The organism is Tenacibaculum sp. SSH1-16 (assembly GCF_040104435.1).
In the GTDB taxonomy this organism is placed as follows: Bacteria; Bacteroidota; Bacteroidia; order Flavobacteriales; family Flavobacteriaceae; genus Polaribacter; species Polaribacter mesophilus.
In genome coordinates this window covers 79,961-104,095 of sequence record NZ_JBECOV010000008.1, presented here as the reverse complement: position 1 = coordinate 104,095, position 24,135 = coordinate 79,961, and the positions used below count along the sequence as shown (strand labels likewise).

At 31.3% G+C, this 24,135-nt stretch carries 23 protein-coding genes and 1 other RNA gene; 5 read left to right on the top strand and 19 right to left on the bottom strand.

Annotation, left to right across the window (positions count from 1 at the left end):
• Positions 1-2: 2 nt before the first annotated feature.
• From ABMY20_RS11205 to ABMY20_RS11170, 8 genes are all read right to left on the bottom strand, one after another.
• Positions 3-707, bottom strand: a complete 705-nt coding sequence (locus ABMY20_RS11205; protein WP_317039781.1) for an ABC transporter ATP-binding protein — start codon at positions 705-707, stop codon at positions 3-5.
• A 125-nt stretch (positions 708-832) separates the two neighbouring features.
• Positions 833-1,864 carry an iron ABC transporter permease gene (locus tag ABMY20_RS11200; RefSeq protein ID WP_047789612.1) on the bottom strand — a complete coding sequence of 344 codons (1,032 nt, stop codon included), beginning with the start codon at positions 1,862-1,864 and terminating at the stop codon, positions 833-835.
• The gene (locus ABMY20_RS11195) at positions 1,865-2,443 is read right to left on the bottom strand and encodes a non-canonical purine NTP diphosphatase (protein WP_281980195.1); all 579 of its coding nucleotides are present in this window, start codon (positions 2,441-2,443) and stop codon (positions 1,865-1,867) included. It lies immediately after the preceding gene.
• A gap of 220 nt (positions 2,444-2,663) precedes the next feature.
• The gene (locus ABMY20_RS11190) at positions 2,664-3,023 is read right to left on the bottom strand and encodes a DUF2200 domain-containing protein (RefSeq protein WP_159490651.1); all 360 of its coding nucleotides are present in this window, start codon (positions 3,021-3,023) and stop codon (positions 2,664-2,666) included.
• Between the two features lie 8 nt (positions 3,024-3,031).
• Positions 3,032-3,358: a multidrug efflux SMR transporter gene (locus ABMY20_RS11185; RefSeq protein WP_159490652.1), complete on the bottom strand. Its 327-nt coding sequence runs from the start codon at positions 3,356-3,358 to the stop codon at positions 3,032-3,034.
• Between the two features lie 125 nt (positions 3,359-3,483).
• Positions 3,484-4,068: an SMI1/KNR4 family protein gene (locus tag ABMY20_RS11180; RefSeq protein ID WP_349265320.1), complete on the bottom strand. Its 585-nt coding sequence runs from the start codon at positions 4,066-4,068 to the stop codon at positions 3,484-3,486.
• Positions 4,069-4,234: 166 nt separating this feature from the next.
• The gene (locus tag ABMY20_RS11175) at positions 4,235-6,679 is read right to left on the bottom strand and encodes a carboxypeptidase-like regulatory domain-containing protein (RefSeq protein WP_349265319.1); all 2,445 of its coding nucleotides are present in this window, start codon (positions 6,677-6,679) and stop codon (positions 4,235-4,237) included.
• 11 nt (positions 6,680-6,690) lie between these two features.
• Positions 6,691-8,382 (bottom strand): M23 family metallopeptidase, encoded by a 1,692-nt coding sequence (locus ABMY20_RS11170; RefSeq protein ID WP_349265318.1) that lies wholly within the window; start codon positions 8,380-8,382, stop codon positions 6,691-6,693.
• Positions 8,383-8,530: 148 nt separating this feature from the next.
• Between ABMY20_RS11170 and ABMY20_RS11165 the strand changes: the two genes are divergently transcribed.
• The 4 genes from ABMY20_RS11165 to rny all read left to right on the top strand — a co-directional run bounded on the left by ABMY20_RS11165 (position 8,531) and on the right by rny (position 10,906).
• Positions 8,531-8,821: a hypothetical protein gene (locus ABMY20_RS11165; RefSeq protein WP_047789618.1), complete on the top strand. Its 291-nt coding sequence runs from the start codon at positions 8,531-8,533 to the stop codon at positions 8,819-8,821.
• Positions 8,822-8,836: 15 nt separating this feature from the next.
• On the top strand, positions 8,837-9,127 hold the full coding sequence (locus tag ABMY20_RS11160) for a cell division protein ZapA (RefSeq protein ID WP_047789619.1): 291 nt from the start codon (positions 8,837-8,839) through the stop codon (positions 9,125-9,127).
• 56 nt (positions 9,128-9,183) lie between these two features.
• Positions 9,184-9,292, top strand: a non-coding RNA gene (gene ssrS / locus ABMY20_RS11155) — 6S RNA.
• Positions 9,293-9,340: 48 nt separating this feature from the next.
• Positions 9,341-10,906 carry a ribonuclease Y gene (gene rny / locus ABMY20_RS11150; protein ID WP_047789620.1) on the top strand — a complete coding sequence of 522 codons (1,566 nt, stop codon included), beginning with the start codon at positions 9,341-9,343 and terminating at the stop codon, positions 10,904-10,906.
• A 55-nt stretch (positions 10,907-10,961) separates the two neighbouring features.
• Here the strand turns inward: rny and ABMY20_RS11145 are convergent, their stop codons facing one another.
• Complete coding sequence (locus tag ABMY20_RS11145) at positions 10,962-11,678, bottom strand: hypothetical protein (RefSeq protein ID WP_349265317.1); 717 nt, start codon at positions 11,676-11,678, stop codon at positions 10,962-10,964.
• Positions 11,679-11,918: 240 nt separating this feature from the next.
• On the opposite strand from ABMY20_RS11145, the gene ABMY20_RS11140 reads away from it, so the two are divergent.
• A complete protein-coding gene (locus tag ABMY20_RS11140; RefSeq protein WP_047789621.1) occupies positions 11,919-12,413 on the top strand; it encodes a DinB family protein in 495 nt (164 codons plus the stop codon).
• 11 nt (positions 12,414-12,424) lie between these two features.
• On the opposite strand, the gene ABMY20_RS11135 is transcribed toward ABMY20_RS11140, so the two are convergent.
• From ABMY20_RS11135 to trmD, 10 genes are all read right to left on the bottom strand, one after another.
• A complete protein-coding gene (locus tag ABMY20_RS11135) occupies positions 12,425-13,585 on the bottom strand; it encodes a gliding motility-associated C-terminal domain-containing protein (protein WP_173360101.1) in 1,161 nt (386 codons plus the stop codon).
• Between the two features lie 5 nt (positions 13,586-13,590).
• The gene (locus ABMY20_RS11130) at positions 13,591-15,861 is read right to left on the bottom strand and encodes a hypothetical protein (RefSeq protein WP_047789623.1); all 2,271 of its coding nucleotides are present in this window, start codon (positions 15,859-15,861) and stop codon (positions 13,591-13,593) included.
• A 20-nt stretch (positions 15,862-15,881) separates the two neighbouring features.
• Positions 15,882-16,646 (bottom strand): hypothetical protein, encoded by a 765-nt coding sequence (locus ABMY20_RS11125; protein ID WP_047789624.1) that lies wholly within the window; start codon positions 16,644-16,646, stop codon positions 15,882-15,884.
• 47 nt (positions 16,647-16,693) lie between these two features.
• Entirely contained in the window at positions 16,694-17,641 is a 948-nt protein-coding gene (locus tag ABMY20_RS11120; RefSeq protein ID WP_349265316.1) for a hypothetical protein, read from the bottom strand.
• 90 nt (positions 17,642-17,731) lie between these two features.
• The gene (locus tag ABMY20_RS11115) at positions 17,732-18,784 is read right to left on the bottom strand and encodes a D-alanine--D-alanine ligase (RefSeq protein WP_349265315.1); all 1,053 of its coding nucleotides are present in this window, start codon (positions 18,782-18,784) and stop codon (positions 17,732-17,734) included.
• Between the two features lie 3 nt (positions 18,785-18,787).
• Positions 18,788-19,027, bottom strand: coding sequence for a DUF6095 family protein (locus ABMY20_RS11110; RefSeq protein WP_047789626.1), 240 nt, complete (start codon positions 19,025-19,027; stop codon positions 18,788-18,790).
• A complete protein-coding gene (murQ, locus tag ABMY20_RS11105; protein WP_047789627.1) occupies positions 19,020-19,835 on the bottom strand; it encodes an N-acetylmuramic acid 6-phosphate etherase in 816 nt (271 codons plus the stop codon). The genes ABMY20_RS11110 and murQ overlap by 8 nt, the downstream gene beginning before the upstream one ends.
• 207 nt (positions 19,836-20,042) lie before the next feature.
• The gene (locus ABMY20_RS11100; RefSeq protein ID WP_253680522.1) at positions 20,043-22,268 is read right to left on the bottom strand and encodes an NADP-dependent isocitrate dehydrogenase; all 2,226 of its coding nucleotides are present in this window, start codon (positions 22,266-22,268) and stop codon (positions 20,043-20,045) included.
• Between the two features lie 715 nt (positions 22,269-22,983).
• On the bottom strand, positions 22,984-23,331 hold the full coding sequence (gene rplS, locus ABMY20_RS11095) for a 50S ribosomal protein L19 (protein ID WP_047789705.1): 348 nt from the start codon (positions 23,329-23,331) through the stop codon (positions 22,984-22,986).
• A 122-nt stretch (positions 23,332-23,453) separates the two neighbouring features.
• On the bottom strand, positions 23,454-24,128 hold the full coding sequence (gene trmD / locus ABMY20_RS11090) for a tRNA (guanosine(37)-N1)-methyltransferase TrmD (RefSeq protein WP_349265314.1): 675 nt from the start codon (positions 24,126-24,128) through the stop codon (positions 23,454-23,456).
• Between the last annotated feature and the right edge of the window lie 7 nt (positions 24,129-24,135).

The window sequence follows — 24,135 nt, the reverse complement described above, 5'->3', positions numbered from 1 at the left end:
ATTTAATTTTTCTTAATAACGAATTGTTCTAATGTTTTGTTAAAACTTATTAATTCTTTTGGAAAAAGTTTTTCAAAAGCATTTTTACTAATTAAGTCTTGTGAAGTACCTGTATATAGTTGTTTTTCAGAAAGAAGTATGAATTCATCTGCAAGTTGAATGGCTAAATTCACTTCGTGGGTAGATATAATGATAGTTTTTCTTGTATTCTTTACGAGTTTTTTTAATAAAGAAAACACTTTGAATGTATGATGTATATCTAAATGAGCAGTAGGTTCATCTAAAATAATGATTTCAGTATCTTGAGCCAAAGCTCTAGCAATAAGTACTCGTTGTAGCTGACCATCGCTCAATTCATAAAATCGTTTATCTTTTAAATGGGAGATTTCTGTCTGTTCAATTGCCCAGAGAATTTTTTTTAGATGTTCTTGAGTTAGTTTGTCAATCCAGTTAGTGTAAGGTTGACGTCCTAGAGCAACGAGTTCAAAAACAGTTAGCTGGCTTAGGGGTAAACGTTCGGTTAATACTAAGCTTAGGGTAGTAGATAATTCTTGACTGGTGTAGGTTGAAAGTTCTTTTTGATTGATTTTTATAATTCCGTTCAAAGGTTTTTGAACCTTAGAAATGGTACGGAGTAAGGTTGATTTTCCAATTCCATTTTTACCTAATAAAGCAACAAATTTTCCTTTTTCGATAGCTAAATCAATAGCTGAAGCAATAACTGTTTCTTGCCTTTTTGATTTGTATCCTATTGAAAGATTTTCTGTTTGTAAGACGATATGTTTTTGTTGTTGATTGATGTTTGCTTGTTTAACTGTTTATAATCTTAGTTTTACACATATATTTTCTTCTTCCTAATTAATAGCCATATAACTACAGGTGCTCCAAATAATGATGTTATTGCGTTAATAGGTAAAGTGAATTCGCTTGTGGGTAACTGCGCTATACTGTCACAAATTAAAAGAATAATAGCTCCAATTAAGGCAACAGCGGGTAATAAAATTTTATGATTTGATGTAGAGAAAATCATTTTAGCTATATGAGGAACAGCTAGTCCAACAAAAGCAATAGGACCTGAAAACGCTGTAATTACTCCTGTAAGAATACTTGTGATTAGTAAAATGATATTTCTACTTTTTTTAATATTAATTCCTAAGCTTTTTGCATAGTTTTCGCCTAGTAAAAAGCTGTTTAGAGGTTTTATGACAGAGAATGTTCCAAGAATTCCTACGAGATAAATAATTCCAAAAACAGAAAGTTCAGTCCAAGTTAGATTACCCAAACTTCCAAAGCTCCAAAATAAATATTGTTGTATTTGTTCAGCTTCACTAAAAAAAGCTAATACGCTAATAACTGCTGATGTTAATGAGCCAAACATTAATCCAATAATTAAAATAGACATCGTATTACGAACTCTATTTGCAGCTATGATAACTGCTGATAATACTAAGAAAGATCCTGCACTTGCAGCAATGGCTAATGCCCAGTTAGAGTAAATAGCTACAAGAAAAAATCCTCCAAAAACACTAGAACCTAAAATGAGTAATGCTACACCAAGGCTTGCACCAGAAGATATTCCTAATACAAAAGGGCCTGCAAGTGGATTTCTGAATAATGTTTGCATTAATAAACCACTTATAGCTAATCCTGACCCAACTAGCATTGCTGTAATTGCTTTTGGCAAGCGGTAATTAATGATAATGGTTTCCCAACTATCTTTTACAACAGGGTTACCAAATAAGGAGTTGAAAATTTCTTTTAAAGGAATAGATACTGAACCTAAACTAATGTTTAGTAGTAGAAAAATAATCAGTAAAACTGATAAAAGTAAAAAGTGAACTGTGTATGTTTTTGATAAATTCAATTAGCTAATTGATTTTAAAAAAGCGACTAATTGTTGAATAGCTAATCCTCTATGACTTATTTTGTTTTTTTCTTCTGAAGTCATTTCTGCAAATGATTTGTTGTATCCTTCAGGCTGAAAAATGGGATCATATCCAAAACCTTGTTCACCTTGCTTAGATGTTAAAATGGTTCCTTTACAAACTCCATCAAATAAAAATTGTTTTCCATCTAAATTTAAACAAATAGAAGTTCTAAATTGAGCATTTCTATCAGTTTTATTGTTTAACGCTGTTAATAGTTTTTGCATGTTGTTTTCTGCATTAGCAGGTTCACCAGCATAGCGAGCAGAATATACTCCTGGTTCTCCATTTAAAGCTTCTACCTCTAAACCTGTATCGTCGGCAAAACAATTATATCCAAACTTTTCAGTAATATAATTTGCTTTAATTTTGGCGTTTCCTTCTAAAGTAGTTGCGGTTTCTTCAATATCATCAAAGCAATCGATGTCCTTCAAAGAAAGTAACTCAATAGAGTTAGGTAACATTTTTTGTACTTCAGCAAGTTTGTTTAGATTGTTAGTAGCAAAAACTAGTTTCATGTGTTGAAAATTAACAAAAGCAAATGTATTCAATTTTTATCATCTTTGCTGGTGTTTTTATTTTTATAAAAAAGGCCTTCGTCTTGAAAGTCTTGTAAATAAAGAGGTGTTGTGTGAAGGTAGGGTTAAGGGTTATTAAGTGCCCTAAAAGGGTTCAAGGCCTCTTTTATTCAAATAACAAAGAAACCGATATAACTTTTAAAAAGAAAAATTAAAAGGTTTATCGTAAAATTTTCTCAATTTTACGACCTTTAGCTAATTCATCTACAAGCTTGTCTAAATAACGAACTTGCTTCGTTAACGGAGTTTCGATTTCTTCTATTCGATAACCACAAATAACTCCTGTAATTAAATGAGCATTTAGATTTAAGTCGGCTTCTTTGAAGAAGGATTCAAAAGTTACTTTTTGATCAATTAATTTGTTTAATTTTTGATTGTTAAAACCAGTAAGCCATTCAATTACTTGGTGTAACTCCTCTTTTGTTCTTCCTTTTTTCTCAACTTTAGTAACATAATGAGGGTAAACAGAAGCAAAAGTCATGCTCGCTATTCTTTCGTCGTGTTTGGGTGTTGTTTTCATGACTTAGGTTAATGTGAAACGATTTTGAGTCCTACAATCGAAGTAATTAATGTTGTGATAAAAAATAATCGCCAAAATGTAGCGGGTTCTTTAAAAACTAAAATTCCAATTAGTACTGTTCCTACAGCACCAATTCCTGTCCAAACTGCATAGGCAGTTCCAATAGGTAGCTCTTGGGTTGCTTTTATGAGAAGCAACATACTGATAGATAAACAGATTAAAAAGCCAATATACCAATATGTGGCTTCTATTCCAGTAGTTTCTTTAGCTTTTCCAAGACAAGCTGCAAAAGCTACTTCAAATAAACCAGCTATAATTAACAAAATCCAATTCATTTGTAATTACTTTTTAGATACTAAAATACAATAACTTTATTCAATTACAAGCTAAGGTGTGCTACCTTTTCACTTGTTTTATTTTGAAGTTAAAATGTTACTGCTATTGAGCTGAGTTAAAGGTTTTACAAATCTTCTTTAATAATTATTCCTCCCCACTCGTTAGAATATACATATTTGTTGTTTTCAAGATTGGTACAATAGTTTTCAAAGAAAACCTTAAAAGAAGGTGCTATATACTCTCTTACACTATCGTCGTGCCACATTCTTATTATCTGTCCTTTAGTTCCATTTTCTGTAGGATCCATATCTATACATAGATGATTTCCAGAACCATCATAAGTAATTGGAATCCATTTAGGGTTCCACCAAAAGTCTTTAATTTCTTCATCGGGTTCAGCTTCACTATCTTCAAAATCTCCATCCTCATATAAATCATACCAAATTTTCCATTCATCAATTATTCTATTAGAAGAAAGTAGCTCTTCAGCATCTATTAAGCCTTCGGCATTTCTGTTTTGACCGTTGTGTATACTTAAAAAGGCTATAAAGTCTTCAGGTAGTTCTGTTTGTATGGTTTGTTGTAATTGTTTTATTTCTTCTGGTTGAATTGCAGGCTGAAGCTCTTCAGATAAATGAGGAGCATTAGAAGAAACCCAATTTTTAAAACGGTTCCATAAATTTTCTATTTCAATTTTTTGATTTTTCATTGTAATTATTTTTTGTAATGTAATATTAATGCTTACTAGACTTCTTGTAAAAAAATAGATAGAGCTTTTCACAGAACTATTTAAATTTTCAAGCTAAAGTACTATGTGTGGAAAATGCTTAAGGAAGTTTTTTCGCTAATTTTTCGTTAAAAAAGAGTAGAGAAGACTAAAATTGTACTCCTAACTTAAAGTTCAACACTCTTCCTGTCATATAGTTAGGAATACCGTATTGGTTTTTACTGTAAGCATCACGTACCCATGTATTGGTGTTGGAGTTACGGATGTCGAAAATGTTAAATAATTCTAAACCAGCGGTAAGTTCTTTAAAGTTACGTAAGAATCCAGTTTTATGTTGTTTGTTAGCATCAGCAAAAACATAAGAAATTCCTACATCGGCACGTTTATAATCGTTCAAACGATTTTGAAATTGATATACATCAGCGTAAGCAGGAGCTCCACCAGGTAACCCAGTGTTATAAACAAGGTTTAGATAAGCTTTTAAGTCAGGTAAGTTAGGCACATAATCTTGAAATAATACACCAAATTTTAAACGTTGATCAGTTGGTCGAGCAATATAACCTCTATTGTTAATATTTTCTTCGGTTTTTAAATAACCAAAGCTAACCCAACTGTCGTTACCAGGTACAAACTCTCCGTTTAAACGAACATCTAAACCGTAAGCATAGGCATTAGTAACATTGTCTGCGCGATAACGAATGCGGACATTATCAACAGAGTAAGCATTTACATCTGATAAATCTTTGTAATAAAGTTCAGTAACTAATTTAAAAGGGCGTTCCCATACGTTAAAACTATATTCATTCCCAGCAACTATGTGAATTGACTTTTGCGCTTTTACTTTGGGGTGTGCTTGTCCGTCATAATCACGTAATTCTTTATAAAATGGAGGTTGTGAATACCATCCACCAGATATTCTAAATAGCATATCGCTTTCCCAATCAGGTTTAATAGCAAATTGCGCTCTAGGACTAAAGATTGTTTGAGAATAACTATTAGTAGAAGCTGTTTTTATAGACCAATAATGAGAACGAACTCCAATATTCATCCAAACTTGGTGGTCATTCCACATTGCTTTTCTACTGAATTGTAAGAAACTAGTAATACGATTAATGTCTGTTTCATTTTCTGCTCTTACATTTCTGTAAGGCTCAATAGGACCTGTAAAAGGTTCGTATGGTTGATTATTTCCGTTGTGGTGTGGTTGACGAACAGAAAAACCTAATGAATCTATTACCTCCCATTCACGAATACGGTCTTTAATATTTTCTTTTTGGTATTTAAAACCAGCTTTCCATTCATTGTTACCGTCTTTTAAAGTAGCTTTTAGTTGAATGTTACTAATTAAAGCATCCAAGTCGTTACGAGCATGGTTAATTTGTGAACCTATTCCTTGAGAAAATTCAACTTCACCAAAATTTTCAGAACCAATATTGCTATTTACTTCTCCTATGGCGTAAGCGGCAGCAATATCAAAATATTCTTCTTCTTGTGTATTAAAAGAAGAAATAGTACCAGTAAGTTTTAGATTGTCGTTAACTTGATAATCAGCAGAGAACGCTCCAAATAAGGTTTGAAAACGATCTTTTTCTTGCCCTTGATAAAAAACAATTAATTCTAGCGGGTTTGTTAAGGTTCCAAATCGGGTTTTACGAGTTAATGGTTTGTAATTGTAATTGTTGAGAGAGAAGTTTCCTAAGAAGTTTAACGTGAGTTTATCAGTAGCTTGGTAACTTAAAAATGATTGAACATCTGTAAATTGAGGTCTAAAGTTAACCTCGGTTTGTTTACTATTTACAAATAAACTATTATCACGGTAACGAACACCAACAATTGCGCTTAGTTTGTTATTAACATAAGTATCTTCTATAGTAAAACTTCCTCCTAACAAACTCAAATCTAATTGTATGCCAAAGTTAGTTGGTTTTCGATAGGTAATGTCTAGTACAGAAGATAGTTTGTCTCCATATTTTGCTTGAAATCCACCTGCAGAGAAATTGATATTCTGAATCATATGCGGATTGGTAAAACTTAAGCCTTCTTGTTGGCCAGAACGGATTAAAAATGGACGATACACTTCAATTCCGTTAACATATACTAGGTTTTCATCAAAATTACCACCTCGAACATTATATTGAGTGCTTAATTCGTTGTTGTTACTAACTCCAGGGAGCGTCATTAATATATTTTCAACACCAGCATTAGCACCAAGTATGTTTTTTACTTTTTTAGTTTTTATTTTGGTAATTCCTTGGGCTTCTTTTTGTTGGCTTTTAACGATAACTTCTTCTAATTTTTCACTCTTAATTTGTAAAGTAGGAGAGAAGTTAAAGTTTCTTTTTCCTCTAGAAGTGAATTTTTTCACCAAAGTTTTATAAGAAACATGTGTGAATGTAACAGTAACAGTTTTACGGATGGGAATTGTAAATTGATACATTCCATTAGCATCGGTAGTAGTTCCTTTAGATAAATAGGAAATCGCAACTCCTTCAATTGGTGTATTGAATTTATTGGTAATGATTCCTTTTACTGTAGCTGTTTTTTGTGTAAAAACGAGTGAAGGGAACAGTAATAAAAGAATAAATTTTTTCAAGCTTGTTTAGTTTACTTTCTGAAAAATGTTGCTGAAACTGTTTCAGTATTACCCACATTATCAGAGACTACAAGTTTAAAAATATGTTTGCTACCAACCAACTTTTTATCATTAAAATCGTATGTAAGTATTCTTTTTTTATGGTTATACTCCATTAAAATCCATTCACCATCAATAGTAGCGCGGTAATTTTTTATTCCCGTTTCTTTATCCCCAATTTTAACTTTCAGTGTTTTATTTTTAGAAATCCACTGATTGTTACTAAAATTGTATAGCTGAATAGTTGGTTTTCCTGTGTCAAAACGTAAAGCATAACTACCTAAGAGTTTAGTGGTAGTATATACTTTGTCAATTTTTTTTCTTGTAGATGTGTATCTTGGATATTTAGGATTTGTAACATTAGCGATATATACATGTTGTTTTTGATCTTCTGTTAAAAAAGAAGTCTCAAAAGTTAGTGTATAACGTTTGTCTAAAGGAATTGTAGGGTTGTGAATTTTTGCAGTACCATTTTCAACTTTAAAATCAATGAAACAATCTTTATAAAAAGTGTTTTTAGGAAAAGCAACTGTTACATTTTTTTGATGAAATTTATTAAAGTTAGTTGCTATAATTTTATAGTTAGTAGTATCTTTTTCCTTAAATACTAAATTGCTTGCAGTTCCTCTAACTGGTATCCTTACTTTAGAAGTGTTATGTTTGAAGTCTTTGGCTATAATCTCAATATTGTAATTAGCTCCGTTTTCAATATATATTTTTCCGTTGTTTATTAAATCTTCATATAAGCTAAGTCTATTTGCGTTTACCTTGTGTGTTCTTTGTACTCTATCTCTATATTTTTTATAATGCTTATAGTCAATTAATAAGTTAATATATTTACTCTCTGCGAAAGAAAAGGTTTCAACATCATGATAATACACACGTTTACCATTTACTTTCATTTCTAAACTATAAATTCCATTTTTATTTAAAGCACCATTTAATCGGTCAAACACGCTAATACCAAAACCAATAGTGCCACTGGCAGTAATTTTTTCGGCAACATAATTACCTTCACCATTATTTTTAAATGAAATAACAGATTTTAATGCCGAATTATTAATTCTAGCATCATCACTTAATGGATAGGCTACTAATTTTTGAACAGTAGGAGTTTTATCGTCTTCAGCTGTTAAACCAAAATGCATTGGGTTAATAATATATTCTGTTTTAGTATCTCGAATTTCATAATGTAAGTGCGGACCTCCAGAACTACCAGTATCACCAGTATAACCAATAAGTTGCCCTTTTTTTACAGGGAATTTATCTGATTTAAGAAAAAGGTTTCCTGTACTATATTTTTCTTTTTTGTACTGAATACTTTTTACATACTGTTGAATGCTTGGTTCAAAACGTTTTAAATGTGCATATACAGTTGTATAACCGTTAGGGTGCGTTATATATAAAGCCTTTCCAAAACCATATTGCTGCACTTTTATACGAGAAACATATCCATTAGCAGGGGCGTAAATAGGAATACCTTCTTTACCTTGAGTTTTAATATCTATTCCAGAATGAAAGTGGTTACTTCGTAATTCTCCAAAAGTACCAGACAATACAATAGGAATTTTTAAAGGGTTTGAAAAATAGTTTCGCGGATACTTATTTTGAGCTTGTCCGCTAATAAAAAAGATAAATAGAATAAGAGAAAAATAAAATTTCAAAATGCAACAGTTTTAAAGCAAAACTAATAAAATTCTATTAAAGCTGTTAAAGATTTAAAATCAGTAATTTAGTAAAAAACACTAAAAGAGTTGCTAATTATAAGTTATATTAATAACTTTGTAAGTATAGTTTTATTCTCTAAAATAAATGAGTAACCCTTTAAAAGCAGTTCATTTACTGGAAGATAGATTGAAGGACTTACTTTCGAACTACGAGTTTTTGAAAGAAGAAAATAGAGTTTTACTTCAAAATAACGGAGAGTTACAAGTTTTATTACAGGAAAAAGAGAGGCAATTAGAAGAACAGCAAAAACAATTTAATTTGCTGAAAGTTGCAAAAACTATTGAGGGCAGTAACGAAAGTACAAGAGAAACAAAACTCAAAATAAATACTTTAATTCGAGAGATTGATAAGTGCATCACCCTTTTGAATACATAATATAAGTTTTTTTGCATGGCAAAAATAAAAGTTAATGTGGTAATTGCTGGGAGAACATATCCATTAAGTGTAAATAGTACAGATGAAGAAGAAGGATTACGAAAAGCAGCAAAAAGTATTAACGAATTAATAGCCAAGTTTGAACAAAATTATGCGGTAGCAGATAAGCAAGATGTTTTAGCAATGAGTGCTTTACAGTTTGCATCAAAAGCAGAAATAGTATCGTTAAAAAATACTAAAGAAAAAGCCGAAGTATTGCAAAAGATAAATGAATTGACTAACTTGCTAGAAGATCATTTATTATAACGTTCTTTAAAATATATTATTTAATATACTGCCTACATTAGTACATTGTTTGTTAAACTCAACGTTATTCAATTATAAAGGATGAGTCGTGATTAGTAAAGCAAGCCGATTTTACCTCGGATCCTTGATCAATCAGTTAATCCTAAACTTGTTATTTTGGAGTTTTTAAAACCCTATTAATGTGGGCTTTTTTTATACAATCAAATCAAAATTATGGAGGGAATATTATTTCCTGTTTTAGCAGGAATTATAGGTGTAGCAGTAGGTTTTTTTATTGCTAAAATGTTAGAAAAATCTAATGCAAATAAATTAATACAAGAAACAAAAAAAGAGGCTAATAGCATTCTTAAAGAAGCTAAAGTAGAGGCTGAAGCAATAAAAAAAGATAAAATATTACAAGCCAAAGAGAAGTTTATAGAATTAAAATCAGAGCATGAAAAAGTAATTTTATCTAGAGAGAAGAAAGTTTCTGATGTAGAAAAAAGAATTAGAGATAAAGAGAGTCAAGTATCATCAGAATTAGATAAAAACAGAAAACTTAATAAACAATTAGAAAAAAAAGAAGCTGATTTTGATTATAAATTAGAGTTCTTAGAAAAAAAAGAATCTGAGTTAGAAAAAATGCACAAGCGTCATGTAGACATGCTTGAGCAAATTTCAGGTTTATCTGCAGATGAAGCTAAGACAGAATTAGTTGCATCATTAAAAGATGAGGCAAAATCTGATGCAATGTCTTTCATACAAGATACCATTGAAGAAGCTAAAATGACAGCGCAACAAGAAGCTCGTAAGGTGGTTTTAAACACTATACAAAGAGTAGGAGTAGAGCAAGCTGTAGAAAATTGTGTGTCGGTATTTAATTTAGAATCAGATGACGTTAAAGGTAGAATTATTGGTAGAGAAGGACGTAATATTCGAGCTTTAGAATCTGCAACTGGAGTTGAGATTATTGTAGATGATACGCCAGAGGCAATTATTTTATCGTGTTTCGATCCTGTTCGTCGTGAAATTGCTCGTTTATCAATGCATAAATTAGTTACAGACGGAAGAATTCACCCAGCAAGAATTGAAGAGATCGTAAAGAAAACCGAAAAACAAATCACTCAGGAGATTATTGAAGTTGGTAAACGTACTGTTATTGATTTAGGAATTCATGGTTTACACCCCGAATTGATTAAAACTGTAGGACGTATGAAGTATCGTTCTTCTTATGGTCAAAATTTATTACAACACTCACGTGAAGTAGCAAATCTTTGTGGTATTATGGCAGCTGAAATGGGATTAAATGCTAAAGCAGCTAAACGTGCAGGTTTATTACACGATATAGGTAAAGTACCTGAAACAGAAAGCGAATTACCACACGCATTATTAGGGATGCAATGGGCTGAAAAGTACGGAGAAAAGCCAGATGTATGTAATGCAATTGGAGCTCACCACGATGAAATAGAGATGAAGAGTTTAATAGCTCCTATTGTTCAAGTTTGTGATGCAATTTCAGGAGCAAGACCTGGTGCACGTCGTCAAGTATTAGATTCTTATATTCAACGTTTAAAAGATTTAGAAGATATTGCTTTTGGATTTAACGGAGTTCAAAAAGCTTATGCAATTCAAGCGGGGCGTGAATTAAGAGTTATGGTAGAAAGTGCTAAAGTTAACGATACTAAAGCTGCTGAATTATCATTTAATATTTCTCAAAAAATTCAGAATGATATGACGTATCCAGGACAGGTTAAAGTTACTGTAATTAGAGAAACAAGAGCAGTAAATGTGGCGAAGTAATTATTAAATTATAAAATATAAAAATCCCTCATCAATTTTGATGAGGGATTTTTGTTTAATCATGGTTTCTTCTTGATTTACCTCTTTGTTCAGGCTTTCCTTTTCTATATTTATTGTTGTCGTTTTTGTAAATTTTATGTTTACGTCTTTTTATAACTTTACTACGCTTGCCAATTTTTGCATTAGGTAATGCTCTGTAGTAATAAAAGTTTTTATCTTCTCTAAACTGACGATAGTTTCTTCTAAAGTCTTTTCTGTAAAAATATACATCGTCATAATCAAAAATATCTCCTATGCTTATGTCGATATTTATATCAACTCCATCATCGTAATAATAATGATCATTTCCATAATAGTGATGTCCTCCTGATTTTACATGTCCTCTAAACCTTGGGTTTCCCCATCTATCATATTGAATATGTAGATTTCCAACCTTAAATAAGTTTCCGAATTTGTATCTCATAAATACACTACCAATTCTTTTTACATTTCCCCTGGCATCGTAATTTATATATACGTTTCCAACACTTCTAACACGTCCTCTTCTATCTCGTTTTATACGTACACCATAGTCAGAATATCTATCGTAGTGAGTGTTAAAATCGAAATCTCCATTTAAAAACACATGAAATTGGATTCCTCTTTCTACAAAGGTAACCGCTTCATTATAACGGTATGTAACCCCAATTTTGCTAGTTGATTTTTCAATGTTGTCGGCATTTACAGTTGTTAATGACATCATTGCTAATAATAAAAGTATCCCTGTTCTCATAATTGCTAATTTTAGGGTTATGCTTACTCTATATGCTTTTCGGCTTCCGCAGTTGTTATGTAATTTTCCAAAGAACGTGCCAAAAAATATTTTAAAGCTTTTTAAAAGTAATAATATAAAGTGATTTTTTACTTTAAACTACTGATATTTAGTGTCTTTTTTAGGATTTAAAAAATAATTTATTTCTCCCCGTAAAAAGTTCTATATTTATACGACTTACTTGAAAACTTATACTTACGAATGATAGCAGCTATTGATAAAAATTTACAAAGAGGGATTAAATTATTAGAAGCAATTAGTGATGAACAATATAGTGATACATCTATTCCGCCTTATTATTCGAGCATAGGGGCCAATATGAGACATATTTTAGACGTTTTTACCTGCATTTTTAATGGGCTAAATAAAAACTGTGTTGATTTTTCTGATAGAGAACGTAATCATTTAGCAGAGCAAAAAACAGCTTCAGGAATAGCATATTTTAATGAAGTTATAGAGCAATTATATTGTTTGAAGACAGAAGATTTTGATAAAATTATTTCTGTTACTGACGATTTAGGAACAGGGAAAGTAACAGCAAATTATACTTTAAGCAGTGCTTTAATCCAGGCACATAGTCATGCAATACATCACTTTGCCAGTATAGGTTTTATTATAAATCAATTAGGAATAGAGTTACCTGATGCAGATTTTGGGTATAATCCTACAACACCTAAGAAAATATTAATAAAGTAGTAATTAATAATTTATCGGTTAATATACACCCAACCTTTTTTCATAACGTTTAACTTATTGGGTGAGTTACCTAGCTCTAAATAATAAAAATACGTAGCAGTAGGAAGTTTGCTTTCTTTGTTTAGTGTAGCTCTACCGTTAGAGGTTCCATCCCAATTATTCTTGTAATTTAAAGTTTCATAAACTAGGTTTCCCCAACGATTATAAATTGTTAATTTATTATGTGTATAGTTATTAACTTCATCAAAGACCAAGAAGTCATTAAGACTATCTCCATTTGGAGATATTAGAATGTTATTGTTATTACTTATTTCATTATTTAACAAAGAACCAATAGTTATTACTTCGTAATTATTAGGTATAAATGCCGCCGATGTAATTGTTCCTTCAGACAAGTCTCCGGTAACTTGCATTACATTTAAGTTTACCCATTGATTTTCTACTTTGCTCCAGCCAACAACTATTAATTGAGAAATTTGATTAGCTATTGATGTAATATCACTACGGTTGTTCCATGTTAATGTAATTTGAGTTTCATTATTTCCATCTAAATCCCAAAACTCAATATTACTTACGTTTTCGATAATAGCTTGTTTTTGATCTGTTAAAAAAACTGAAGTAAATGTTGAAGGAAAATTTGGGTTTTCGTAAAAATAAGCTCCTTTGAACACATAATATTTATCATGGTTTGGCAAACTCATAGGACGCAACATACTTCCATCTCCAATTGGGAATGTAAAATTTGTAGTATTTTTATTTCCTTGTTCTACTAAGGCATAACCATTAATATGTCTAGAGTTATCTTCCCCGGCATAAAAATCATAGTCTAAAAATTGAAGAGAAATAGAGTTGTCAAGTCTAGGTGTGACAATTTGCCCGTTTATAAAGTCTAATTGATTACGAATTTTTAAAGAGTTGTAAAGTTCTATATTTTGTAAAGCATCAACTTCTACATTAAAAAAACTAACACTATTAGTACCGGAAATCGTTCTTACTTCATTATCAGCATAGAAACCAGCAAAACCTGTGTAATTATCTAATGTACCATTATTTACTACATTAGTATGAAAACCTATTTTGGCGTCGTTATGTAATTGCACATTTCCAACATTGTAAAATGCATTTTGAGCAAGTAATGAACTAGAAAATAATATGAAAAATAGATTTTTCATTTAAACTATTTATATGCTGTGTATAATACAACAAGGTTTTCGGAGCTAGCATTATTAGTTCTATTTACATTAATAGTAAAACCATTTGTATTAAAAGAGGTCATGGAAGCTGTAATTTTACCGAGATCATTACCATTTTGATCACTATATCTTAAACCTATACAGTTTGAAGAAGATGCAAACCTTGAAATATCATTTATAGAATTACCACTACCTCCAATATAAATAACTTGTTGTGTTATTGTTCCAGAGTCATTTCTAGCAAAACCGTTCATTGTACCAAAAGAATTAGCAATGCTTCTGTTGTTATCACCTATATTATTGTCTAGATCTAAGTTAAAAGATTCAACATTTGCGTGAGCTACAAAAGTTATTTGAGAAGGTTGAAAAGGTAGTGTATTTATAGTAACATTTCCGTTTGTATTAATTATAAAAGCACCAGTATATACAGTTGGTCCTAAATATACACCACCATTGGCTCCAGTAGAAATTTGATTATTACTTTCAGAGGCAATCAATTTTTTCTTTTCAACAACACCGTTTGTATTGGTTGTTAGTATATCATTATTTGTAGTAACAGTAGATATATCTCTAATACGTACTTTACCATTAACATCTAAACGTTCAGAAGGGATAGTGGTATTTATACCAACATTTTGATTAGATTGAAGAATTCTAACTGCTTCAGTATTGTTTGTTCTTAAAGATAAATCTTGAGCATCAGTAGTTCCAATAAAATTATTTGTAGGATTTGTGGCTGAGTTACCAGTAACTTTCCAATTATTGTTAATATTATTTAGAATATTACTAATACTTACCCATCTAGTTCCATCACTCTGTACCTTTAATGTAGTATTATTGTTTATCGTAGATGTATCTGTGTTTGATTCGTTTCTGTAAGTAGAAGAATTAATGTTTCCACCAGATACATTTTTAATTATGTAGATTCTTCCTTTACAGGTATTTGCTGTAGGAAAGTTAATTGTAACGTTAGCTGTAACAACTACTGTATGATGGTCTTCATTAAGTGTAGTGTTAGAGTTAATTTGTTCAATAGATTTAGAGACAGATCCCTCAATTTGTAAAGTCGAATTAGCTATTAATTTAGGATTTGTAACACCTCCGTTTGAAGGTGCATTTATATTGTCTGTTACAGAATATTGATTCTGATTAATATTAATACCAAAACGTGTTTTAGCATTCTCAGTAGCATTAGATCCTTGAACTCTAAAAAACTCTTTATAGAACTCTCCATTTCTATAGTCAAACCTTTTGAAAACAATAGGTTCGTTTCCATCATCGGCAATAACAAACTCTAAACGACCGTCATTAGTAGGACCAGCGGAACCTATTTCAAAAAAATCAGTACCTCCAGAACTACCTTTTAACCTAAAACTTCCATTAGAAGTTGTATAAAACATAGGTTTGTAAAAGCTAGCACCGTCAGCTCTAAATTGTAATGCAGATACACCATCAGAACCATTTAAATATACTAACGATTGGTTTGGGTTGTTATAATCAGTTCTAGTTGGTTCGTTTAAGCCTAATGTTTGCCTTCTACCAAACTCTAGCATAGAAACGTTATTAGAACGGATTTGCATTTTAACATCATCAATCGTTCCTAAAAAATTTGTATTCGTAGTTCCAGTATTACCTGTAATTAGCCAGTTATTCAAAGCAGGATTATCTATCCAATCTACACCGGTACCTGTAGAGGTTAATATTTGACCAGAAGTTCCAGCAGAATTATTAATATCTAATAAGCTACTGTTAAATTCAGTAGGACTTTGTAAAATAATATTACTTGGGGCTGTTAACTGCATTGTTGAAGAAGCAGATAGCTGCATAGGGCCTCCTGTAGTACTTATTTGGGTACTGTTAATACCATTTATTTGTATAGTGTTACTAAATAGTTGTAGATAGTTTAAGTTTTGTAAAGTTAAACCAAAGCTATTGGTGCCGTTTAAAGTACGGTTTGAAGTTAAATCACCGTTGGCAGTATAGATATTTTGAGAAGCAATAGTAGAGCTAATTAACTTCCAACCGTCTACAGTATCATATATTTTTATTTGACTATTGGTTGTATCGAACCAAACATCATTTTCAACAGGGTTGGTTGGTGCGGTTGTAGAAGTAGTAACGTTATTATTATTTACTTTTTGAATAGTTCCTTTATTATCTATAACCCTAACTTCTTGTGCATTGGCACTAAAAGAAAATAGTGCCAATGCAAAAGCTAGTATAAATCTTTTTATATGTTTAATGTTTTCAAGCATTAAGGTAAATTAAGATTTAATTATTTAGACCAATGAACTTCGATAATATCTTCGGTAGTTATTGACCAATCATATGGAGCTGTATTGGTAGGAGCTAATGAAACAGAGGCAGGGTCTGTAGCAGTTGCCCCAGCTATAATACTATAATCTCTATTAGCAATCAGTTTTGCACCATTTCTATATACACTAACATTTTTAAACTCTAATGTTTGAGGAGCGTTTGTAAGTACTAAAGTTAAGGTAGCAGGATTAGCTGTAGCAACAACTGCAGGTGTAGTAGTACTATCAAAAATATCATGACCACTTTGGATTAAATCACTTAACAGTAATTTTTTTACTTGACCAGTAGCTTGATCTCTTACTAAAAGAGTGTAACCAGTAGTAGAAATACCATCAGCTTGTCCTGCATCAGCAGTTGCAGCAGCACCGTTTTCAACAACTGTATTATTTAGGTTAAAATTAATACCATCAATAGTAAAGTTATGATCTGTTGTACCATCATTTAAAGTGATTGTAGTATCACTATTTAAAGTTCCTCCCAATTGAATAGTGGTGGTAGTGGTATTGTTAGTAGTATTAGTTAATGTAGTAATACCATTTTGAGTTTGGATGTATTTAATAGTACCTTTATTGTCTATAACTCTTATAGTTTTATTTACTCCAGTTTGAATGTCTTTATTTGCAGGAGCAATATCTACACCAGTGATTTGCGCACTAACAGTACCAATAGCCAATAAACTTAAGACAGCTAATGTTAATTTAAATTTGTTTGTAATTGTTTTCATGAATTGATAATTAAATTGTTTTTAAGATTTTTAATTAAGGATTGTTATTAATAAAGTTGAACTATTCGTATTTCATCACCTGCATAGCATGTTGCTTCAGGTTCTATGGTAATCGTTGTGGCATTATCAACAGTAAAGTCTATTCTAACCCCGTTTCTGTATACATTAATTTTATCAGTTGTATACAATGTAAGCCCTGTAAAAGTTACCTGACCATCAGTTGCTATAATTTTTATAACTTCTTCATTTAGTAGGTTAGAAGCAGCGGTTCTTTTTAAAACGCCAGTAGTTCTATCTACTGTAACGATATCATCAGTAGTAGTGCTTCCATTTTCTAAACCACTAATAGCTAATGTATTTGTAGTACTAGTTTCAATAGTGGTAGGTTGAATTAATACGCCACCTAATTGAATAGTATTACTAGCATTTACTAAAAGCCCGTTATTTGCAGATGGTGTTGAGTTTGATGTTACCCAAGTCGTACCATCATAAGCATAAATTATACCAGTGGTTGTATCTACATAAACATCTCCTGAACTTGGATTCGGGGCAGTACTATTATTAGGTGTTCCATTTCCTCTTCTAGGGTTGTTATCTATAGAAATCCAATTTATTCCATCCCAAATACTGGTGGTATTATTTTGAGAGTCGTTAATCCAAAAATCACCTATTTCATTATCAATAGGAGGTGTGGAAGAGGTAGTTACGTCAATACTTTCTCTAGTTCCTGAAGAACATAAACTTCTCCATGAGCTACCATCGTACATGAAAACACAATTCTGGTCAATGTTGAAAACTAAAGCACCTCGCAAAGGTTGAATTGCATTCATTTGAGTGCTGGTCATTCTACTTATAACTAAAACTTTGTCAGAACTCTCTAGTTCTAGGATAGAGCTTAAATGAATTGAAGAGGGATTATCTCCAACTTTTACTTGAGAAAAGGTTGGGATAATAGCACAAACAAGAATCAAAGAAAAAAGTAATCTTCTTTCCATTCAGTTAAATAATTAATTGTTCTTAAGACTCGGGGGGATTCTTAAAAAATACATGGACATGTATTCGCTTACAAAGGTAAGAAAGATTTTTTATTTAGAAAGACGTTTAATTTTTTTTGTATATTTTTTTAGTAAAAAAATTTCATAAAGAAAACTTATCGAATTTTTATATGGAGTGTTGAAATTTTTATGGTTCGTAATAGCGATATTAAAAAGAGATTTCCAATGTACCCTTATAGCTTTTAAGGCTTTTAGATAGGTATAATTTTGTGAATCGTAAATATGAGTAGGTTCTGCTATAATTCCGTTGATTTCTAGTATTTTAAAATTGACACCCTTTTCTAGCTCCTCAAAAGTATTGTACTTTAAATCAATTCGTCCATAATACCAACCGGGAATTGATTTACTTAGTTTGTCAAAGGTGTCAGTTAGTTTGTCACTTATCAAATGATTACCATTAATAAACTGAGTTCCCTTGGAATGATTGCCTACAGCAGTAAGTTTAATAACCTTATTTTTAATAGGGATTTCTGTAAGTTTATTTTGATGAATTTTAAAAAATAAATCGACGTATAATTTAGCTCTTTTATCAGCTAAAATTAATTCTTTTAAAGTAGAGGTCCCGTCTCCTGTAACGGATAAAAAATGTTTTAGAGTTAATGAAGAAATTTTTCCAGAATCATCCTTTGGGTTTCTATGATAAAATATCCCACACTCATTTTTATAATCTAAAAACTCTTGAATAATAATGTCAATGGAATATTTTTCAAGATAGTTTTTTAGTGTTTCTTTTGTAGTTATTTTTTCAACTAATAAACCTCTAAAGCCAACATCGGGTTTTGCTATTAAAGGAAAATTAATTTTTTGTTCTTTGATATTTTTACAAACAGTTTTAAAATCAGTTTTTGGTTTAATTAAAACTGTTTTAGGTCTATGTTTTTCAGGAACTAATAAAATTGTTTCGTACTTACTTTCAGTTCCATTTCCAGAGCTTTTTATACATGGATTAGTTGCACTAAAAAAAGCTAAATGTTTGGCTTTGAAGGCTAGATAAAAAGCGTAAGGAAGATTAGGAAGATAAAACATAGCGGATGGCCAATGCTCCCAGTCTGTTATTTTTTTTATGGAACTATTTTTAATCAAAAGTTATTTGCTAAAAAGGTGGTCTAATATAGTTTTAAAAGTTTTAAAGCCATAATATACGGTAAATAGTATTAGCAACACACCAACTGCGAGCAGACCATATGCAATAAAAACTTTTGGAGCATCTTTAAAAGCACGTAAGGCTTTAAAAGCAATACTTAATACTAATGGAGAAATAATTAACAACCCTAAAAAAACTAAGAGCTTTTTTATACCAGCTTCAAAAGTAGTAGGTTTATTCATTTGTATAGTTTTTTATTGCTTCACGAACATTTCTATATTTTTTTAATAGCTCGCTAGCAGTTTCTTGGTCGATATTTAATTCAGAAGCTAACATTTTTTCTCCTCTATCTACTAATTTGTTGTTAGACAATTGCATATCAACCATTTTATTTCCCTTAACTCTTCCTAATTGAATCATACTAGCTGTAGAAAGCATATTCAATACTAATTTTTGTGCTGTTCCAGCTTTCATTCTAGAACTTCCAGTCACAAACTCAGGGCCTACAACAACTTCAATAGGAAATTGAGCAGTTAAAGCTAAGGGACTTCCTTGGTTACAGGTTATACAGCCTGTAATAATACCGTTATTGTTACATTCTTCTAAAGCAGAAATAACGTAAGGTGTAGTGCCAGACGCAGCAATACCTACTACAATATCTTTTGATGATATTTGATGCTCTTGTAAATCTTTCCATCCTTGATTCGTTGAATCTTCAGCGAATTCAACAGCTTTTCTAATAGCATAATCACCACCAGCGATTAATCCAACAACTAACTCGTGAGGAACGCCAAAAGTAGGAGGACATTCACTAGCATCTACAATTCCAAGCCTACCACTGGTACCAGCACCAATGTAAAACAATCGACCACCTTCTTTTAATTTTAATACAATATGTTTCGTTAGTTTTTCTATTTGAGGAAGTGCTTTTTCTACAGCGAAAGGAACTGATTTGTCTTCTTTATTGATGTTAAACAGTAATTCAGATACACTCATTTTTTCCAAATTATTATAGTTGGAATCTTGTTCGGTTGTTTTTGTAAACTTCATGCTTCAAATTTACTAATTAAAAGTTTTAAGAAATTAGATTGTTGTGATTATAATTTTATGGTGTCATAATTATAAGTTAAAACAAAGTAATGGGGGTTAAATAATAATTCGGCGGACATTATTGTTTAATAATTTGTTTGGTTTACTTTTTTAATAGAAAAAGCAGGTGATTTATCACCTGCTTTTGAATTTTATATAACTAATTAATTATATGTTTTGTAAAATATTATTAAGAGTTTTACTTGGCTGCATTACTGCATTAGCTAAATCATCATTTGGTTCATAATATCCACCAATGTTTACAGCTTTACCTTGTACAGAATTTAATTCTTCTACAATTGTCGCTTCATTAGTAGCCATTTTTTCTGCTATAGGAGCAAATTGAGATTTTAAATCAGCATCTTTGTCTTGAGAAGCTAAAGCTTGTGCCCAGTACATAGCTAAATAAAAATGAGAACCTCTGTTGTCTAGCTCACCAGTTTTTCTTGAAGGTCCTTTTTTATTATCTAACAATTTGCTTGTCGCATCATCTAAGGTTTCTGCTAATATTTTAGCCTTGGTATTATCGTTAGTTTCCCCTAAGTGTTCTAAAGAAACTGCTAATGCTAAAAATTCTCCTAAAGAATCCCAACGTAAGTGATTTTCTTCTACTAATTGTTCAACATGTTTTGGAGCAGATCCACCAGCACCAGTTTCAAATAATCCACCACCGTTCATTAATGGAACGATAGATAACATTTTAGCTGAAGTTCCTAATTCTAAAATAGGGAATAAGTCAGTTAAATAATCACGTAAAACGTTTCCTGTAACAGAAATAGTATCTTTTCCTTCTTTAACTCTTTCTAAAGTATATTTGGTAGCCTCTATTGGAGATAAGATTTTAATTTCTAAACCTGTAGTATCGTGGTCTTGTAAATATTTTTCTACTTTTTTGATGATTTCTGCATCGTGTGCTCTTTCTTTTCCTAACCAGAAAACAGCAGGAGTTTGTGTAGCTCTTGCACGAGTAACAGCTAACTTTACCCAATCTTGAATAGGGGCATCTTTAGTTTGACACATTCTCCAAATATCACCCGTTTCAACAGTGTGTCCTAATAATACAGTTCCATTAGCATCGATAACTTCAACTTTTCCGTCAGTAGTGATTTCAAAAGTTTTATCATGAGAACCATATTCTTCAGCTTTTTGAGCCATTAAGCCTACATTAGGAACTGTACCCATAGTAGTTGGATCAAAAGCTCCATTTTTAATACAGAAATCGATAGTTTCTTGGTATAAACCAGCATAAGAACTATCAGGAATCACAGCTTTAGTATCTTGTTGTTTTCCTTCTTTATTCCACATTTGTCCAGAAGTACGAATCATTGCTGGCATAGAAGCATCAATAATTACATCAGAAGGAACGTGTAAGTTAGTAATTCCTTTGTCAGAATTAACCATTGCTACATCAGGGTTATTAGCATAAATAGCTTCAATATCTGCTAAAATCTCTGCTTTTTTATCAGCTGGTAATTCTTCTAGGTTACTCAACAAGTTACCAAATCCGTTGTTTACATCAACCCCAATTTTTTTAAATGTATCACCGTGTTTAGCAAATAAATCTTTAAAGAAAACACGAACAGCATGACCAAATATAATAGGGTCTGAAACCTTCATCATGGTTGCTTTCATGTGTAAAGAGAATAAAACTCCTTTATCATTAGCGTCTTTAACCTGTTCTTCTAAGAAAGTTAACAATGCTTTTTTACTCATAACAGAAGCATCAATTACTTCTTCAGCTAGTAATGATACCTTTTCTTTTAAAACAGTTTTGTTTCCATTAGCATCAGTATGTACAATTTGTACATCTGTAGCATTTGGTACTGTAACTGATTTTTCACTGTGTGCAAAATCTCCTTCAGTCATTGTTGAAACATGAGTTTTAGAGTCTGTACTCCAAGCTCCCATTGAATGAGGATTCTTTTTTGCGTAATTTTTTACAGCTTTTGGAGCTCTACGGTCAGAGTTACCTTCACGTAAAACAGGGTTTACTGCAGAACCTTTTACTTTGTTATAACGTGCTAAAATAGCTTTTTCTTCATCGGTAGTAGCTTCTTCAGGGTAATCAGGTAAAGAGTATCCTAAAGCTTGTAGTTCCTTGATTGCGGCTTTTAATTGAGGTACAGAAGCAGAGATGTTAGGAAGTTTAATAATATTAGCTTCTGGCTTTTTTGCTAAATCTCCTAAAAAAGCTAAAGCATCTTCTACTTGTTGTTCTTTAGGTAAAAAATCTGAAAAGTTAGCAAGAATACGACCAGCAAGAGAAATATCTTTGGTTTCTACTTCTATGTTAGATGATTTTGTAAAAGCTTTTACGATTGGTAAAAACGAACGAGTAGCTAATGCTGGAGCTTCATCCGTTTTTGTGTACATAATTTTAGCAGTCTTATTCATATGTATAAGTAATAAATTAAATTATATTTTGAAGTGACGCAAATTTAAGAATTACGGCTGAGTTTTTTGATGGTAAATTATTATTAATTAGTGTGTTTTGTTGTGAATATGATAATTTAAAGAGGTGAAATAGAGAATTTGTTATTAAAAATAAAAGCCATATCAAACAATTTCTTGTAATTGATATGGCTTTCTTGAAATAGTAAGAGGTACTGATTTATATTACTACATTATCAAATAAACGGTGTTTATGCTTTTTCCTTAGATAAAGCTACGTTACTACCTCAAAAGAAACTTTACCTTATAAATTATGTCACCTATAAAATAAAAGTTTCGATGTTTTTAAACAGGTTAGTCCAGCTAAATTTAAACCAATAATACTTATAAACTTATAACTAGAAAACTATAAATTATTAATAACTTACAATTAATCAAAAATTATGATGATCGTATTTAGCTTTAATTACGTTTAAAAACAAAATATATAAAGAACGTTACTTTAATGGTTTACTTTTAGTGATTAATACAGTTAACTATAATTCTGACGTCACTTACTTTGTAAACTCTTTTCCAAATATAAGAAATAAATGACTCTTTTTTAGTGTTTTAGGTGTTTTGTTATCAACAAGTTGGATGTAATGTTTTATTAACAAATGTGAATAAAAAAAACACCATGAAAATCATGGTGTTTTTAATTTCTTTTGAGAAGAAGTTTTTAGTGTCTTCTTTCTTTAATTCTTGCTTTCTTACCAGTAAGACCTCTAAAGTAGTAAATACGAGCTCTACGTACTTTACCTCTTTTGTTTACTTCGATCTTTTGGATAGAAGGTAAGTTGATAGGGAAAATACGCTCAACACCTACAGTACCAGACATTTTTCTAATAGTAAATGTTTCAGAAGCTCCGCTTCCTCTCTTTTGGATAACAACTCCTCTAAAAAACTGAGTACGAGTTTTGTTTCCTTCTTTAATTTCGTAGTATACTGTAATAGTATCTCCAGCTGCGAATTCTGGTAATTCGTTTTTTGTTACAAATTCGTCTTGAACAAATTTTACTAAATCCATTTTCTTGTTATTTATGGTTGTATAAAAGCAACATTCACGATTTTCGTCAGAGGTTGATTTTGTGGCTGCAAATTTAGAACTTTTCTTTTGATAAAAAAAATAAATAAATCACTGATTATTAGTTAATCTAATAAATCTGGACGTATTTCTTTTGTTCTTTTGTAAGCTTGTTCTGAGCGCCATTCTTCAATTTTAGGAAAATTACCTGATAGTAACACCTCAGGAACCTTCATTCCTTCATATTCTGAAGGTCTAGTATATACAGGAGGTGATAGTAAGTTGTCCTGAAAACTATCGGTTAAAGCAGAAGTTTCATCACCCAAAACCCCAGGAATTAAACGAATGACAGCATCGCATAAAACAGCTGCAGCCAATTCTCCTCCAGTTAACACATAGTCACCAATAGAAATTTCTTTGGTTACATATTTATCACGTACACGTTGATCTACGCCCTTATAATGTCCCGTTAAAATAATTATATTTTCTTTTAAAGAAAGGGTATTTGCTGTAGCTTGATTTAGAGTTTTAGTGTCTGGAGTCATATATATGATTTCATCGTACGTTCTTTCAGATTGTAGCTTTTCAATACATTTAGCTATGGGTTCAATCATTAAAACCATTCCAGCTCCTCCACCAAATTGGTAGTCGTCTATTTGACGATAATTACCAAAACCATATTCTCGTAGGTTATGAAAATGAACTTCAGCGAGTCCTTTGTCAATAGCCCTTTTCATCATTGAGTTTTCAAACGGGCTTTTTATTAAGTCGGGTTCTACCGTAATAATGTCTATTCGCATGCAGCAA